Annotated in this window: 13 protein-coding genes; all 13 read right to left on the bottom strand. The window is 63.2% G+C overall.

Annotation, left to right across the window (positions count from 1 at the left end; genetic code table 11):
* Positions 1-13 precede the first annotated feature (13 nt).
* The 13 genes from dnaE to ftsW all read right to left on the bottom strand — a co-directional run bounded on the left by dnaE (position 14) and on the right by ftsW (position 14,641).
* A complete protein-coding gene (gene dnaE, locus ACSKT0_RS07730; protein WP_437773215.1) occupies positions 14-3,571 on the bottom strand; it encodes a DNA polymerase III subunit alpha in 3,558 nt (1,185 codons plus the stop codon).
* A 61-nt stretch (positions 3,572-3,632) separates the two neighbouring features.
* Positions 3,633-4,559 carry an RluA family pseudouridine synthase gene (locus ACSKT0_RS07725; RefSeq protein ID WP_437773214.1) on the bottom strand — a complete coding sequence of 309 codons (927 nt, stop codon included), beginning with the start codon at positions 4,557-4,559 and terminating at the stop codon, positions 3,633-3,635.
* Positions 4,552-5,154, bottom strand: a complete 603-nt coding sequence (gene lspA, locus ACSKT0_RS07720) for a signal peptidase II (RefSeq protein ID WP_437773213.1) — start codon at positions 5,152-5,154, stop codon at positions 4,552-4,554. Before lspA ends, ACSKT0_RS07725 begins: the two co-directional genes overlap by 8 nt.
* Positions 5,155-5,246: 92 nt before the next feature.
* Positions 5,247-5,927 (bottom strand): DivIVA domain-containing protein, encoded by a 681-nt coding sequence (locus ACSKT0_RS07715; protein WP_437773212.1) that lies wholly within the window; start codon positions 5,925-5,927, stop codon positions 5,247-5,249.
* A 164-nt stretch (positions 5,928-6,091) separates the two neighbouring features.
* Complete coding sequence (locus tag ACSKT0_RS07710) at positions 6,092-6,379, bottom strand: YggT family protein (protein ID WP_437773211.1); 288 nt, start codon at positions 6,377-6,379, stop codon at positions 6,092-6,094.
* A gap of 104 nt (positions 6,380-6,483) precedes the next feature.
* Positions 6,484-7,014 (bottom strand): cell division protein SepF, encoded by a 531-nt coding sequence (locus tag ACSKT0_RS07705; protein WP_345446866.1) that lies wholly within the window; start codon positions 7,012-7,014, stop codon positions 6,484-6,486.
* A gap of 88 nt (positions 7,015-7,102) precedes the next feature.
* Complete coding sequence (locus tag ACSKT0_RS07700) at positions 7,103-7,852, bottom strand: YggS family pyridoxal phosphate-dependent enzyme (RefSeq protein ID WP_437773210.1); 750 nt, start codon at positions 7,850-7,852, stop codon at positions 7,103-7,105.
* Positions 7,845-8,540: a polyphenol oxidase family protein gene (locus tag ACSKT0_RS07695; RefSeq protein ID WP_437773209.1), complete on the bottom strand. Its 696-nt coding sequence runs from the start codon at positions 8,538-8,540 to the stop codon at positions 7,845-7,847. Before ACSKT0_RS07695 ends, ACSKT0_RS07700 begins: the two co-directional genes overlap by 8 nt.
* 38 nt (positions 8,541-8,578) lie before the next feature.
* On the bottom strand, positions 8,579-9,808 hold the full coding sequence (gene ftsZ, locus ACSKT0_RS07690) for a cell division protein FtsZ (protein WP_236816900.1): 1,230 nt from the start codon (positions 9,806-9,808) through the stop codon (positions 8,579-8,581).
* Positions 9,809-10,023: 215 nt separating this feature from the next.
* Complete coding sequence (locus tag ACSKT0_RS07685; RefSeq protein WP_437773208.1) at positions 10,024-10,863, bottom strand: cell division protein FtsQ/DivIB; 840 nt, start codon at positions 10,861-10,863, stop codon at positions 10,024-10,026.
* Positions 10,856-12,229 carry a UDP-N-acetylmuramate--L-alanine ligase gene (murC, locus tag ACSKT0_RS07680; RefSeq protein WP_437773207.1) on the bottom strand — a complete coding sequence of 458 codons (1,374 nt, stop codon included), beginning with the start codon at positions 12,227-12,229 and terminating at the stop codon, positions 10,856-10,858. The genes ACSKT0_RS07685 and murC overlap by 8 nt, the downstream gene beginning before the upstream one ends.
* Positions 12,226-13,332: an undecaprenyldiphospho-muramoylpentapeptide beta-N-acetylglucosaminyltransferase gene (gene murG, locus ACSKT0_RS07675; RefSeq protein ID WP_437773206.1), complete on the bottom strand. Its 1,107-nt coding sequence runs from the start codon at positions 13,330-13,332 to the stop codon at positions 12,226-12,228. The genes murC and murG overlap by 4 nt, the downstream gene beginning before the upstream one ends.
* Positions 13,333-13,336: 4 nt before the next feature.
* Entirely contained in the window at positions 13,337-14,641 is a 1,305-nt protein-coding gene (gene ftsW / locus ACSKT0_RS07670) for a putative lipid II flippase FtsW (RefSeq protein ID WP_437773205.1), read from the bottom strand.
* Position 14,642 lies beyond the last annotated feature (1 nt).

Raw genomic sequence — 14,642 nt, 5'->3', positions numbered from 1 at the left:
GAAGCTGGGCTCATCAACTGTCCAGGCAGGTCGGGCCGAGAAGTACCTTGAGGTCACCGAAAAGCGACGGAGTGGGATTCACGCGCATGTGTACGGGCAGGCCCATGACCTCGACCTTGGAGTCACCTTGCAGGTGGAGCCGGACCTCGGAGTTTCCCCGGTGGGTGGTCAAAACATCGCGAAGATCGGTGACGACGGCCTCGGTTGCCTTGTAGGTGGGCATCGTGATGACGAGGGGACCGTTGGTGCTTTCGCTGAGGTCCGGAACCGAGAGCTCCATGCAGTTCAAGGTAACCGCACCGTCGTCGCGCCGCTGCAGGCGGCCCTTGACCACCACGATCAGGTCCTCCGCGAGGACCGAGGCGATGGGGCCGTAGACCTGGCCGAAGAACATGACTTCGATGGAACCGCCCAGGTCTTCGATCTCCGCCCGCGCGTAGGCATTGCCGCTTGCCTTGGCAATCCTGCGGCTGAGCGAGGTGATCATGCCCGCAATGGTGACGATGGCGCCGTCGTGCGGTCCGTCTTCTCCCAGGATCGAAGTGATCGACTGCTCTGCGTGCTGGCTCAACACGCCCTCAAGCCCTTGCAGTGGATGGTCCGAGACGTAGAGTCCGAGCATGTCACGCTCGAAGGCGAGCTTGTCTTTCTTCTCCCATTCCGGCAGGTCCGGAATCTCCGTGCTCAGGGAGGCTTGCGGCTCCTGGTCCTCGAATCCGGCGAAGAGATCGAACTGGCCGATCGCCTCATTGCGTTTGAGCGTGATGACCGAATCGATCGCTTCTTCGTGCACCATCGCCAGCGCACGGCGGTGATGGCCGAGGGAGTCGAACGCACCGGCCTTGATGAGGGACTCGATGGTGCGCTTATTGCAGACCACCGCCGGAACCTTCATGAGGAAGTCCTTGAAGGACGTGTAGGCGCCCTCGCTCGCCCGGGCCGCCACCATGGCTTCCACGACGTTGACGCCGACGTTGCGGATAGCCCCCATTCCGAAGCGGATGTCAGTTCCCACAGGGGTGAAGTTGAGGCTTGACTCGTTGACGTCCGGCGGCAGGACCGTAATGCCCATACGCCGGCATTCATTGAGGTAGATGGCCGATTTGTCCTTGTCGTCGCCCACGGAAGTGAGCAGGGCTGCCATGTATTCGGGAGCGAAGTGGGCCTTCAGGTACGCGGTCCAGTAGGAAATGACCCCGTACGCGGCGGAGTGCGCCTTGTTGAAGGCGTAGTCGGAGAACGGGAGCAGGATGTCCCACAAGGTCTTGACGGCATCCATGGAATAGCCGTTGTCCTGCATGCCCTGGGAAAAGCCGGCAAACTGCTTGTCCAGTTCGGATTTCTTCTTCTTGCCCATGGCGCGCCGGAGGATATCGGCTTGACCAAGTGAGTAGCCGGCCAGCTTCTGGGCCACGGCCATGACCTGCTCCTGGTACACGATCAGGCCATATGTTCCGCCGAGGATTTCGGAGAGCGGTTCCTCGAGCTCCGGGTGGATCGGGATGACTTCCTGGATCTTGTTCTTACGCAGGGCGTAATCCGTGTGGGCGTTGGCGCCCATGGGACCCGGCCGGTACAGCGCCAACACGGCGGAGATGTCTTCGAAGTTGTCAGGCTTCATGAGCTTGAGCAGCGACCGCATGGGCCCGCCGTCGAGCTGGAAGACGCCCAACGTGTCGCCGCGCGCCAGCAACTCGTACGACGCCGGGTCGTCCAACGACAGGTGCTCAAGATCGAGGTCGACGCCTCGGTTCATCTTGATGTTTTCCAGGGCGTCGGAAATGATCGTCAGGTTCCTCAAGCCGAGGAAGTCCATCTTGATCAGGCCGAGGCCTTCGGACGTCGGGTAATCGAACTGCGTGATGACCTGGCCGTCCTGGATGCGTCGCATGACAGGAATGACGTCGATGATGGGGTCCGAAGACATGATGACGCCTGCGGCATGTACGCCCCACTGCCGCTTCAGCCCCTCAATGCCCAGCGCGGTCTCGAAGACCTTGGTGGCCTCCGGGTCCGTGCTGATGAGCTGGCGGAAGTCTCCGGCCTCGCCATAGCGCTTGGCCTCGGGGTTCTGGATGTCCGCCAGCGGGATGTCCTTGGCCATCACGGCCGGCGGCAACGCCTTGGTGAGCTGTTCACCCATGCTGAACGGGTAGCCGAGCACACGGGAGGAGTCCTTGAGGGCCTGCTTGGTCTTGATGGTGCCGTAGGTGACAATCATGGCCACGCGCTCGTCGCCGTACTTCCGGGTGACGTAGTCGATCACCTCGGAGCGGCGACGATCATCGAAGTCGACGTCGAAGTCGGGCATGGACACGCGGTCCGGGTTGAGGAAGCGCTCGAAGATCAGGCCGTGTTCCAGCGGGTCGAGGTCGGTGATGCGCATGGCATACGCCACCATGGAGCCCGCACCCGAACCACGGCCCGGGCCCACCCTGATTCCGTTGTTCTTGGCCCAGTTGATGAAGTCGGCCACCACCAGGAAGTATCCCGGGAAGCCCATGGACGTGATGACCTCAAGCTCATAGTCGGCTTGCGTGCGTACCTTGTCCGGGACGCCGTTCGGGTAGCGGTAGTCGAGCCCCGTGGCTACTTCCTTGACGAGCCAGGATGTCTCGTCCTCGCCGGGAGGACAAGGGAACCGCGGCATGTAGTTCGCGCCCGTGTTGAAGGACACTTCGCAGCGCTCTGCGATCAGCAAAGTGTTGTCGCAGGCTTCGGGATGATCGCGGAACAACTCGCGCATCTCCTGCGGTGACTTCAGGTAGTAGCCGCTGCCGGAGAACGCAAACCGCGAGCCGCCGTTGTCATAGGTGGGCTCGAGCAGCGTGGAGCCCGACTGGATCGCCAAGAGGGCCTCGTGCGCCTTCGCGTCATGCTCATGCGTGTAGTGGAGGTCATTGGTGGCCACGAGCGGAAGCTTCAGTTCCTTGGCCAAACGCAGCAGATCGCCGGTGACCCGCCGTTCGATGTCCAGGCCATGGTCCATCAGTTCGCAGAAGTAGTTTTCCGCACCGAAGATGTCGCGGAACTCGGAAGCCGCGGCCAGCGCCTCCCGGTACTGCCCGAGCCGAAGGCGGGTCTGGACTTCACCGGAAGGGCAACCGGTGGTGGCGATCAGGCCTTCGGAATACGTGTTCAGCAACTCCCTGTCCAAGCGGGGCCATTTGCCGAACACCGAGTCGAGCGAAGCAATCGAGGATGCCCGGAACAGATTGCGCATGCCCACGTTGTTGTAGCTCAACAACGTCATGTGGGTGTAGGAACCACCACCGGAAACGTCATCCTTGCGCTGGCCCTCGTCGCCCCAGCGGACGCGCTCTTTGTCGCCGCGCGCCGTGCCCGGCGTGACATAGGCTTCCACGCCGATGATCGGCTTGATGCCTTTGTCCGTGGCCTTCTTCCAGAAATCGAAGGCACCGAACAGGTATCCGTGGTCCGTGGTGGCCAGCGCAGGCATGCCCAGCCGCTCGGTCTCGTCGAACAACTCAGTGAGACGTGCCGCACCATCCAGCATGGAGTATTCGGTGTGGGTGTGCAGATGGACGAACGAGTCATTGCTGGAAGTCACCACGACAGTCTACCGGCAGGGCCCGCGCAGTTGGAGTGGCGCGCTGGAAGCGTGGATCCGCCTATGCGTTACCGCTTTCAAGGAGCTCCAGCGCGTACTGCAGGTCCGCCGGATACTCGCTGGTGACTTCCACCCATTCGCCGGTCCGGGGGTGGTTGAAGCCAAGCCGCCGCGCGTGCAGCCACTGCCGGGTAAGACCCAGGTTGGCAGCCAAACGCGGGTCCGCCCCATAGGTCAGATCGCCCGCGCAAGGGTGCCTGAGGGCCGAGAAATGAACCCGGATCTGGTGTGTCCTGCCTGTCTCAAGGTGAATTTCCACGAGGGTCGCCTTGCCGTAGGCCTCGAGGACTTCGTAGTGCGTCACGGAGGGACGGCCATCCTCGATCACCGCGAAACGCCAATCATGCCCCGGGTGGCGCCCGATGGGCGCGTCTATGGTGCCCTCCAGTGGATCCGGCAGGCCCTGGACCACTGCGTGGTACACCTTCTCCACCGTGCGTTCCTTGAAGGCCCGCTTGAGCACCGTGTAAGCCTGTTCGCTCTTGGCCACGACCATGACGCCGGAGGTTCCGACGTCGAGACGATGGACGATGCCGGCACGTTCAGGCGCGCCGGACGTTGAGATCCGGTATCCCGCACCGGCAAGGCCACCCACCACGGTAGGGCCGACCCAACCCGGGGACGGGTGCGCCGCCACGCCAACAGGCTTGTCGATGACGACAAAGTCGTCATCGTCCAACAGGATATTCAGGCCTTCCACGACTTCCTCCACGACTTCCAAGGGATCCCGGCGTTCCGGAACGGTGACTTCCAGCACGGACCCGGCAACGAGTTTCGCCGATTTGCCCAGCGTGCTTGCCGAGATGGTGACGTTCCCCTCGGCGATCAGCAAGGCGGCCGCGGAGCGGGAGATATCCATCAGTTTCGCCAAGCCTGCGTCGGCCCTGGCCCCGCCCAACTCATCAGGCACCACGAATTGCTCAGACATCGCCCGGATCCTCACCCTCCGGCGTGCCGGACTTGTCGGGCACCGAATCGGCGGAGTGGTGGCGGGAGCCATCGAGCCCGATCCCCCGCAAAGTCAGCAGGCAGATAATCACGACGCTGGAAACCACCGCAGAGTCGGCGATGTTGAAAATAGCGAAGTTGGGCAACTGGATGAAGTCCACGACGTGGCCCATGGCAAAGGATGGCTCGCGGAAAAGACGGTCCGTGAGGTTTCCGAGCGCACCACCGAGCAGCAGGCCGAGTGCCAAGGACCACCAGACTGACCCCAATCGACGCACTTGGAAAAGGATCACCACTGAAACGGCCGCCATGACGATCGTGAAGACCCAGGTGACGTTTTCACCGATAGAGAACGCAGCGCCCGAGTTTCGGATGTAGTACCAGTGCAGGAGAGGAGGAAGGACGGGGATCCGCTCGCCTTCAACCATGGTGCTGGTGACCCAGAGTTTGGTCAGTTGATCGAAGGCGTACGCGAACACGGCGAAGCCTGCAAAGACCCAAAGCAGTGCGGGACGCCACGTATGGGCTTTGATGCGGACGGGCTCCGTAGTGCCGTCAGTTTGTTCGTCGCTCATAGTACTTTCATTCGGTAACCGTGGCTTCTGCGCCTTAACAGGCGAAAGCCGGTGGCCGAGGAATCCCCAGCCACCGGCTTTCAGAATACTTGCTAGACCTCTGCGGCGGCTTCGCCGACCTCAGGAGCCGCAACTGAGCCGCGGGCATCCAGGTCACGCAGCTGGCCTTCGATGTAGGCCTTCAGGCGGGAGCGGTAGTCGCGCTCGAAGCCGCGGAGCTGCTCCACCTTGCGTTCGAGAACGCTGCGCTGCTGCTCGAGGGCACCGAGGATCTTGCGGGACTTGTCCTGCGCGTCGTTGACGAGGCTGGAAGCTTCGATCTGTGCCTCGGCAATGATCTTTTCCTTCTGCTGCTCACCATCGGCCACGTGCTTGTCGTGCATCTGCTGAGCCATGGCCAGCAGACCGGCTGCGGACTCGGCGGAGGGCGAGCCGGCCGAAGGTGCGGCCGGAACAGGAGCGGCGGCAACAGCCGGCTCCTTCTTCTTCTCAGCCTCGGCCTTAGCTTCGGCTTCCGCCTTCGCCTGTGCGTCCTTGTCGGCCTTCACGGGCGCGGGCACCTTCTCGACCACTGGTGCCGATGCCGCGCTGGCAGCCACCGGGTTTCCGGCTTCGCCGAGCTTCTTGCGCAGCTCGTCGTTCTCTTGGTTCAAACGCCTCAGCTCGACGACGATTTCGTCGAGAAAGTCGTCGACCTCGTCTTGGTCGTAGCCTTCGCGGAACTTGGTCGGCTGAAAGCGCTTGTTGACAACGTCTTCTGGCGTCAAAGCCATCTGGTCACCTCGTTGGTCTAGTTAGTCAGTAGGCCTTCCGGCCGTTCAAAACTACGGTACCTAAATATCATCTGATTCCCCCAATTCAACACCATCGTGTTGGGTCGGAGATTGCAGCCCACTCGCCGATGAAACAGATTGACGGAAAATGGCCTGCGGAAAAGCTACGCCAGCGTGTAGACGAATCCCATCGCGATGCTGACGACAATAAACACGATGAGGAATGCCAGGTCAAGGGACACCCCACCAAGCTGCAGCGGCGGGATCAGCCGGCGGATCCGTTTCAAGGGCGGATCAGTCACGGAATAGACCACGTGCGCGGCAACCAAGGCTCCGCCACGGGGGCGCCACTGCCGCGCAAACATCTGCACCAGATCGAAAACGAGCCTGATGACGAGGGTGACCAGGAACAGCAGCAATGCAATGTACAAAAGGCCGAAAACTATGCCCACGGGTTAGCTCAGATCTCCTAGTTCGCCACTTTTCTCGGTCAGTTCCTCTATTCCAACACAGATGCCAGGCAGATCGCTCTGCCTGGCATCCCGTGATGACTGTGCTAGCTCTGGTTGAAGAACGTTGCTTGGGCTTCGCTGACCTTCTTGTCGTCGCCAAGAACTTCGACGTACGACGGCGACAACAGGAAAACCTTGCTGGTGACGCGCTCAATGCTGCCATGGAGTCCGAAGACCAACCCGGCGGAAAAATCGACGAGGCGCTTGGCATCTCCCTCGCCCATGTCGGTGACGTTCATGATCACGGGGATGCCGTCCCGGAAACTTTCGCCGATGATCTTGGCGTCATTGTAGGAACGGGGATGGACGGTGGTGATCTGCCTCAGTCCGGAGGCGTCTTCGCGGCTAGATGCCGCACGCTTGATAGGTGTCACGGGTGCGCGGTATTCCTCTTCGGCGACAGGGGGGACTTCACGAACTACTTCACGTACAGGTGCAGGGGCGCGGCGCTCTTCACGATTGTGGTCAACAGACCGGTCCTCGTCCGCGTGCTGCATGTGCTGCTCAGACTCGTAGTGTTCATCGCCATCGGCGAGCCCAAGATAAACCATTGTCTTGCGCAATGCGCCAGCCATGCTGGACTCCTATCGTGTCTGCAGTAGGCGGGCCGCCCATGACTTGACATCGCTGAAATCCCGGCCCGTCGCTTCCAATACTTTGACGCTACCCCACCCGCGGACGCGAACCGAGAATATCCGAGCCAATTCGCAGGTGTGTCGCACCAAATTGAACGGCAGCTTCGAGGTCCTGGCTCATCCCGGCGGATATCCCCACGGCGTCCGGATGCAGCCTCCGCAAATCCCGTGAAATGTCGGCGAGTTTCTCGAACGCTTCCTCCGGAGGCGCGCCGAGCGGCGCGACGGCCATCACTCCGGCCAGGCGCAGCCCGGCGGCGGTAGCGATGGATTCAGCGAGGCGCTCGACGTCGGACGGAGCGGCACCGCCGCGGTGGGCGCCGCCCTCGTCCTCAAGGCTGACCTGGATGTAGCAGTCAAGGTCCTGCCTGCCGGATTCGGATTGCTGGCGCGCTACAGCCTTGGCAAGGGCCTCGGCGAGTTGCGGACGGTCGATCGATTGCACGGAAAACGCGTATTTCGCTACGGATTTGGCCTTGTTGCTTTGCAGTTGACCGATGAAGTGCCAACGCACCGGGAGTCCGGCCAGCTCGGCAGACTTCGCGGCCGCTTCCTGGTCGCGGTTTTCGCCGACGTCGGTCACGCCAAGTGCCGCCAGCCGGGCTACGTCCGCTGCGGGATGGAACTTGCTGACGACTATCAGTTGCGGCTCGTCGCTTCGCCCGGCCGCCGCGGTTGCCGCCGAAATCCGTTGGCGGACCGCGGCGAGCCGTTCGCGCAGCTCGGCGGTCCGTGGATCGCCCGCGGCGCTTTCCGCTGTCGGGAAATTCTCACTCATGCGTCCACACCAAACCTGCAAATCGGCCCGTTTGCTGATTGCGCCTATACGAGTAAAGCCGAGCAGTCTCCAGCGTGCACTCCCCCGAGTACTCGACCGTGACGCCGAGGGCCTCCAGCTGGGCGCGCACACCGGCGGGCAGATCCAGTGCGGGCGTACCCCAGGAGGTGGTGGACCAGGTTTCCGGGACCGCGGCAGCTACGTCCGTCCGCAATTGTTCGGGAACTTCGTAGCATTCACCGCAGATGGAAGGGCCCACCCAGGCGCTGATGGTCGCCGCACCGTGGCTTCGCATATTGACCACAGTGGCCGAAACGATGTCCGCGGCAACCCCGGGCCGGCCGGCGTGGACCACAGCAAGAACCGGATCGGATTCGTCCTCCACGTCGCCCAATAGCACGACGGGGACACAATCGGCCACCATCACCGCAAGAGGCTGTCCCCTGGACACCATGGCGTCGGCCGTTGGGCCGTCCCCGTGCACTGAGATGAATTCGACGGCTTTTCCGTGGACCTGGTTCATGTATTGGAAATGGCGTTCGCCGAGCCCCGCTGCTGCTTCCAGCCGGACCCGGCGCGCCATGACATCGTCAGGATTGTCCGCCACGTGCAGTGCAAGGTTGCCCGCATCGTCATCGGAGAAGGCAACCGAAATTCCGGGCCGCACTTCTTTTTGCCACCAAAACACTACTGGCTAACTCTCCTGGGTGGGTTTGAACAGACCTGCTACTTCAGGAAGTCCGGAACATCGAGGTCGTCGGTGCGGCTTCCCGAAAGGTCCGGTTCGACGACGGCCGGGAGGTCGACGTCGAAGCCCGAGTCAGCCGGCAATGCCGAAGGGCGCTGCTGGCCCCAGTTGCTCAAGCCGGAAGCCCCGACGCCGGCGGAAACGTGCTGCGGCGCGGAATAGGCCGGTGCAGCTGAGGGTGCAGGACGATCCGGGGCCGCCGGGGCCTGGTGCTGACCGGGCTGCTGGGCAGCAGACTGGTTCATTGACGGTGATGTGGCCTTGACGTCGTCAAAACCAGCGGCGATGACCGTGACGCGTGCTTCGTCACCCAGGGCGTCGTCAATGACGGCACCGAAGATGATGTTGGCTTCGGGGTGGGCCACTTCCTGCACGAGCCTTGCGGCTTCGTTGATTTCGAACAGACCCAGGTCCGAACCGCCCTGGATGGAGAGCAGGACGCCGTGGGCGCCATCGATCGACGCTTCCAGCAGGGGCGAAGCGATGGCGAGTTCTGCGGCCTTGACAGCGCGGTCCTCGCCGCGCGCTGAGCCGATACCCATCAGCGCGGAGCCTGCGCCCTGCATGACCGACTTGACGTCGGCGAAGTCGAGGTTGATCAGGCCCGGGGTGGTGATGAGGTCCGTGATGCCTTGGACACCGGACAGGAGTACTTGGTCAGCGGAACGGAAAGCGTCCAGGACGGAGACGTTACGGTCGCTGATGGACAGGAGGCGGTCGTTGGGAATGACGATGAGGGTATCGACTTCGTCGCGCAGGGCGTCGATTCCAGCCTCGGCCGAACCGGCGCGCCGGCGGCCTTCGAAGGTGAAGGGCCGCGTGACAACACCGATGGTCAGGGCGCCGAGCGAGCGGGCGATCCGGGCCACGACGGGGGCGCCGCCGGTTCCGGTGCCGCCGCCTTCGCCTGCGGTGACGAAGACCATGTCGGCTCCGCGGATAACCTCTTCGATCTCATCGGCGTGGTCCTCGGCTGCCTGGCGTCCGACGTCGGGGTTGGCGCCGGCTCCCAGACCGCGTGTGAGCTCGCGTCCGACGTCAAGCTTGACGTCGGCGTCGCTCATGAGGAGAGCCTGGGCATCGGTGTTGATGGCGATGAACTCGACGCCGCGAAGGCCGACTTCGATCATTCGGTTAACTGCATTCACGCCACCGCCGCCGATGCCGACGACCTTGATGACGGCCAAGTAATTCTGCGGTGCTGCCACGTTTCGTGCCCCTTGCTTGTGTCCTATAGCGAAACAGATCGAGTCCAACTTGAATTCTTGGACCTTAACCCTCTAGTTGAAGGTTATAGTTATGTCAAGTAACTCCTAAGTGACGGTATGGGCTATGAATCCGACATTCAATGACCGACTCCGCGTGTCGTGTGAAAGTCCGAAAAATAGCCCTGTGCGTCAGTGAGGTTACTTCCTGAAATGGCCTATTTGGTGAACGGGTGCCTCGGTGCGCTGACATCGTAGACATTCACCGGAACTTTTGGATTGGCGGGAGCCTTGAGCAACGCCTGAAGGACGCGCGCCTTCAGCTCCTTCTCGTCCGCATTCCCCCACACAACGATCTTGCCGTCCGTGAGCTTGAGCTCGACGGCGTCCGGCGACGAGGCCGACGCGCTGGCCATCTTGGCCAGGACATCCGCCGGCAGGGTCGCAAGAACTGCAGTGATCGCCCGGAAGAGATTCTGGTTGGCTCCTTGTCCGTCGATGAGGGGCAAGGCAACCGATGCGGTATCGGCGGTTGATCCGAGCTGGACGCCGTCGACGTCAACCAGTGAATAGTTGTCGCCGCTCTTGACCAGGGCCACGGGTACCCGTTCGACGACGTGGACCAAGAGCTCCGACGGAGGGCGGGCTTCGGTACTGACGGAGCGCACCTGGACAAGGGGCTTGAGCAGCGCGGCAATCTCGGCGTCGCTGATTTGTGGAAGGGGTTTTCCCTTCACCGGTTCCAGGGCCTTCTGGACGCTCCCCGCCTGGAGCAGCTTGGTGCCGTCGACCGTCACCGTGCGCACGGCGAAGACCGGCGAGTAGATCGCCGCAACGATTATTCCGGCGACCAGCGCCACAATAATGGCCAAGGCCGTGATCACCGTCCGGCGCCGCTTGCGTCCCTTGGGCTCGGGAAAGGCCAGCACATTGTTGTCCTTGCCGCCGGCGGACCCCGAAGGGCCCCCGACGGGATCGTCGAGGCTGCGTTCAGCACTGACGACTCCGGGCCGGGTGCCCGCCTGCGGCTTGAAAGTGGGCTTCCGGGTGTCAGCCACCCAACAGCTCCACGATCCGGGGCCCGTAGGCCGTCACGTCGCCGGCTCCCACGGTCAGGACGATGTCACCCTCGCCGGCCGCGGAAAGAACCGCGTCCAGGGCATCCTGTCCGCCGGCCACGAGCCTGCCGCTCTTGAGGCGCCCCGTGATCAAGGTGCTCGTGACTCCTGGAATGGGATCCTCGCGGGCAGGGTAGATGTCCAGCACGAGGGCCGTATCCGCCTCGCCAAGCGCCTCTGCGAACTGTTCCGCGAACTCGCGGGTGCGCGAAAACAGGTGGGGCTGGAAGAGCACGTGAACCTTGTTGCCGCCTGCCACGGAGCGTGCAGCGGACAAGGCGGCCCGGACTTCCGTGGGGTGGTGGGCGTAGTCGTCGTAGACACGCACGCCCCTCCCCTGTCCTTTGAACTCGAATCGGCGCGATGCTCCGGTGAAATGGCCGAGGGCGGCCGCGGCAGCCTGGGGCGCCACGCCGAGCTCGACTGCGACGCCGAACGCGGCCGCCGCGTTCAACGCGTTGTGCCGCCCGGGCACTTGAAGGTCAAGTCGGTATTCCTGCCCGTCGACAGAAACCAGGACGTCGCCGGGTCCCCCATCGTGTAGGCGGATATCCGCGTCCTCCGCGGTCCCGTAGCTCAGCACCCGGGTATTTCCCTCAGCGCGGGTCCGTTCCGCAAGGGCCCGGGCGCCGTCGTCGTCCGCGCAGGCGAAAAGAACGCCGTTGGCGGGCAGGAGTGCCGCGAAGCTGTCGAAAGAGGCGTAGACAGCCTCAGGCGTGCCGTAGTAGTCGAGGTGGTCGGCCTCGACGTTGGTGACGACGGCGATGAGGGGCCGGTAGTTAAGGAAGGAACCGTCCGATTCATCGGCTTCGGCGACGAAGATGTCCGAGGTGCCGTGCGCTGCGTTGACACCGAGGGCGGGTACGTTGGCGCCGATGGCGAAGGACGGATCAAGGCCCGCTTCCTTGAGCAACACGGCAACCATTGAGGTGGTGGTGGACTTGCCATGCGTGCCGGCCACGGTCACCACACGGTCTGCGCCCATGGTCGCCGCGAGGGCCTCCGAGCGGTGGAGCACCGGAAGGCCGGCCGCCCGGGCCGCTTCCAGCTCCGGATTGTCCGCCCTGATGGCCGAACCCGCGACGACGGTCTGCGCGTCACGAAGATTTTCCGCAGCGTAGCCGACTGCGATGCGGGCCCCCGCGGACCCGAGGTCGTGCATGACGGGAAGGTCCTTGGCGTCGGAACCGCTCACCGGAACGCCCCTGGCCACCATGATGCGTGCGACGGCGGACATGCCCACGCCGCCGATGCCGATGAAATGGACCCTGCCGAGGGAATCGATGTCTGCGAGGGGCTGAGTCATTCGGTTACCGCTTCCAAGACGAGATCGGCCATCCGCCGATCAGCATTTCTGATGCCAAGTTCCTTAGCCTTGCTCGCCATATCCTCAAGGCGGGCTTGATCCGTGAGCAACGGAATCAACTCTGCCTTGAGCCATTCCGCGGTCAGGTCCCGGTCGTCGACCAAAAGCGCCGCCCCGGCTTTGACCAGCGCGGAGGCGTTCATTGCCTGCTCGCCGTTTCCGATGGGCAGCGGAACGAAGACCGCAGGGAGCCCGACGGCGGCCACCTCGCTGACAGTTGCCGCGCCGGATCGGGCAAGGAGGACGTCTGCGGCCGCGTAGACGTTTTCCATGCCGTCCACGTATTCCACCTGGTGGTAGCCGTCGGCAGCCAAGGGGGCGCCGTCGTCGTTCGTCACTGCCTTGCCGCGGCCGGTGATGTGCAGTGTCTGGATACCGGCTTCCGACAAAGCGGCGACGGCTCCGGCAATGGTCAGGTTGATGCTCTGGGCGCCGGAGGAACCGCCCGTCACGACGAGTGCGGGCTGTCCGGCGTCAAGACCGAGCGACTGCCTGGCGTCCGCGCGCCAAGCCGCCCGGTCCAAACCGGCGATTGCCTTGCGCATGGGCATCCCCACGTGCCGGGCGTGCCGTAGCCGGGTCTCGGGGAAGGCCACACCCACATATTTGGTGAACATCGCTCCTACCCGGTTGGCAAGCCCGGCGCGCGTGTTGGCCTCGTGGATGACGATCGGGATCCTGCGACGCCACGCCGCGAGGTACATGGGAGTGCAGACATAGCCGCCGACGCCGAGGAGGACGTCCGCCTGCGCGTCGTCGAGAATGCGCCCCGCTTGCTTGACGGCGGCCGCGAGCCTGCCGGGCAGTTTGAGCAGATCCGCGGAAGGCTTCCTGGGAAACGGAACCCGGTCGATGGTGGCCAACTCGTAGCCGGCAGCCGGAACGAGGCGCGTTTCCATGCCGTTGGGTGTGCCGACGGCAAGGATCCTGGCATCGGGCCGCAGCGACTTGATGGCATCGGCAATGGCAAGCAAGGGGCTGATGTGTCCGGCGGTCCCGCCGCCGGCGAGGACCACGGAGAGGGGCTTGGGCTGGGAATTCATGGAGCTATGTACGCTTTCGTGCAGTTTTCGCAAATCGCCAGCGCGGCTTGGAGCGGCTGGCAGGAGCCATTTGGGCGCGGGCCAAAGACAACACTACGCCCACGCCGCATAGCGACATCACCAACGCTGAACCGCCATAGGAAATGAAAGGCAGCGGCACTCCGATCACGGGGAGCAGGCCTGCCACCATCGCCATGTTGATCGCGGCCTGTCCAAGCATCCACGCCATGATCGATCCGCCGAGCACCCGGGCGAACAAGTCTTCCTGGTGGCTGACGACCCGGTAGATAGCAACGGCGAGCAAGGCAAAAAGCACCAGGACCACGATCGTCCCCACGAGCCCGAGTTCTTCCCCGATGACAGCGAAGATGAAGTCGTTGTGGGCTTCGGGAATCCACTGGTATTTTTGCCGGCTCTGGCCAAGTCCAACACCTAGCCAACCTCCCGAGGCAAGGGCGCTGAGCCCCTGTTCGCTTTGGAATCCGATGTCGCTTGCCCCTGCGCAGCTCTGCCCCATCCACGAGGTGATCCGGCACATTCGGTTTCCACTCGTAAACGCCAGGATCAGGGCGGCAGCAGCGGCGACACCACCGGCCGCAGCGAAAAGCTTCAGGTTGACGCCGCCGAAAAACAATCCCGCGGCCATGATGAGCATGACCACCAGCGAGGTGCCTAGGTCATGTCCCAGGACAATCAAGGTGATGATGGCGCCGGAGACCGGCACGACAGGGATCAGCGCGTGCATCCATTTGTCAAGAAGTTTTGCCTTGACGGAAAGAACCGTGGCCATCCAGAGCACCAGCGCGAACTTGGCGTACTCCGATGGCTGGAAGGTGAAGCCACCGATCTCGATCCAGTTCTGGTTGCCCAGAACACGTTTGCCGATGACCAGGACCAGCACCAGCAAGGCGCCGGCAAGAATGATCGAGGGCCATGCGAATCGCTTAAGCCACAGGACGTTGACCCGCGAAAGCACCAGCATCGCAACGATGCCGATCGCGGCGAACATGCCTTGCTTGGTGGCGATGGAGTACGGCGATTCGCCGGCCGCAATCGCTTCGACGCTCGACGCCGACAGGACCATGATGATCCCGATGGCCGTCAGGGCAAGCGAAGCACCCAGAATCAAGTAGTAGGTTGACCCGCCGCTCGACTTTCCGCTTCCTTCGAGGGTCGACCAAAACCCGGAAATCCCCGAGCGGATGCGGGACGGCAGCGAGGGCCGCGCCACGCCTGCCGCGCGTCCGGCGGGGTCTGCCTTGCCGGCCCGGGTCCGCCCGGGCCCGCTGCGCGTGGGCGTGCTGACCATT

Origin of the sequence: Arthrobacter sp. KNU40 (genome assembly GCF_051515115.1) — a bacterium.
Taxonomy (GTDB): Bacteria; Actinomycetota; Actinomycetes; order Actinomycetales; family Micrococcaceae; genus Arthrobacter.
Note: the sequence above shows the minus strand (reverse complement) of the source record. Positions and strands in the feature narration are given on the sequence as shown.

Bases quoted from the DNA above. Each gene is read 5' to 3' on its own strand.
- ACSKT0_RS07715 (WP_437773212.1), bottom strand. From the start codon at position 5,927: ATGGCTTTGACGCCAGAAGACGTTGTCAACAAGCGCTTTCAGCCGACC.
- ACSKT0_RS07700 (WP_437773210.1), bottom strand. From the start codon at position 7,852: ATGAGTGAGAATTTCCCGACAGCGGAAAGCGCCGCGGGCGATCCACGG.
- murC (WP_437773207.1), bottom strand. From the start codon at position 12,229: ATGACTCAGCCCCTCGCAGACATCGATTCCCTCGGCAGGGTCCATTTC.
- murG (WP_437773206.1), bottom strand. From the start codon at position 13,332: ATGAATTCCCAGCCCAAGCCCCTCTCCGTGGTCCTCGCCGGCGGCGGG.
- ACSKT0_RS07705 (WP_345446866.1), bottom strand. From the start codon at position 7,014: ATGGCTGGCGCATTGCGCAAGACAATGGTTTATCTTGGGCTCGCCGAT.
- ACSKT0_RS07725 (WP_437773214.1), bottom strand. From the start codon at position 4,559: ATGTCTGAGCAATTCGTGGTGCCTGATGAGTTGGGCGGGGCCAGGGCC.
- ftsW (WP_437773205.1), bottom strand. From the start codon at position 14,641: ATGGTCAGCACGCCCACGCGCAGCGGGCCCGGGCGGACCCGGGCCGGC.
- lspA (WP_437773213.1), bottom strand. From the start codon at position 5,154: ATGAGCGACGAACAAACTGACGGCACTACGGAGCCCGTCCGCATCAAA.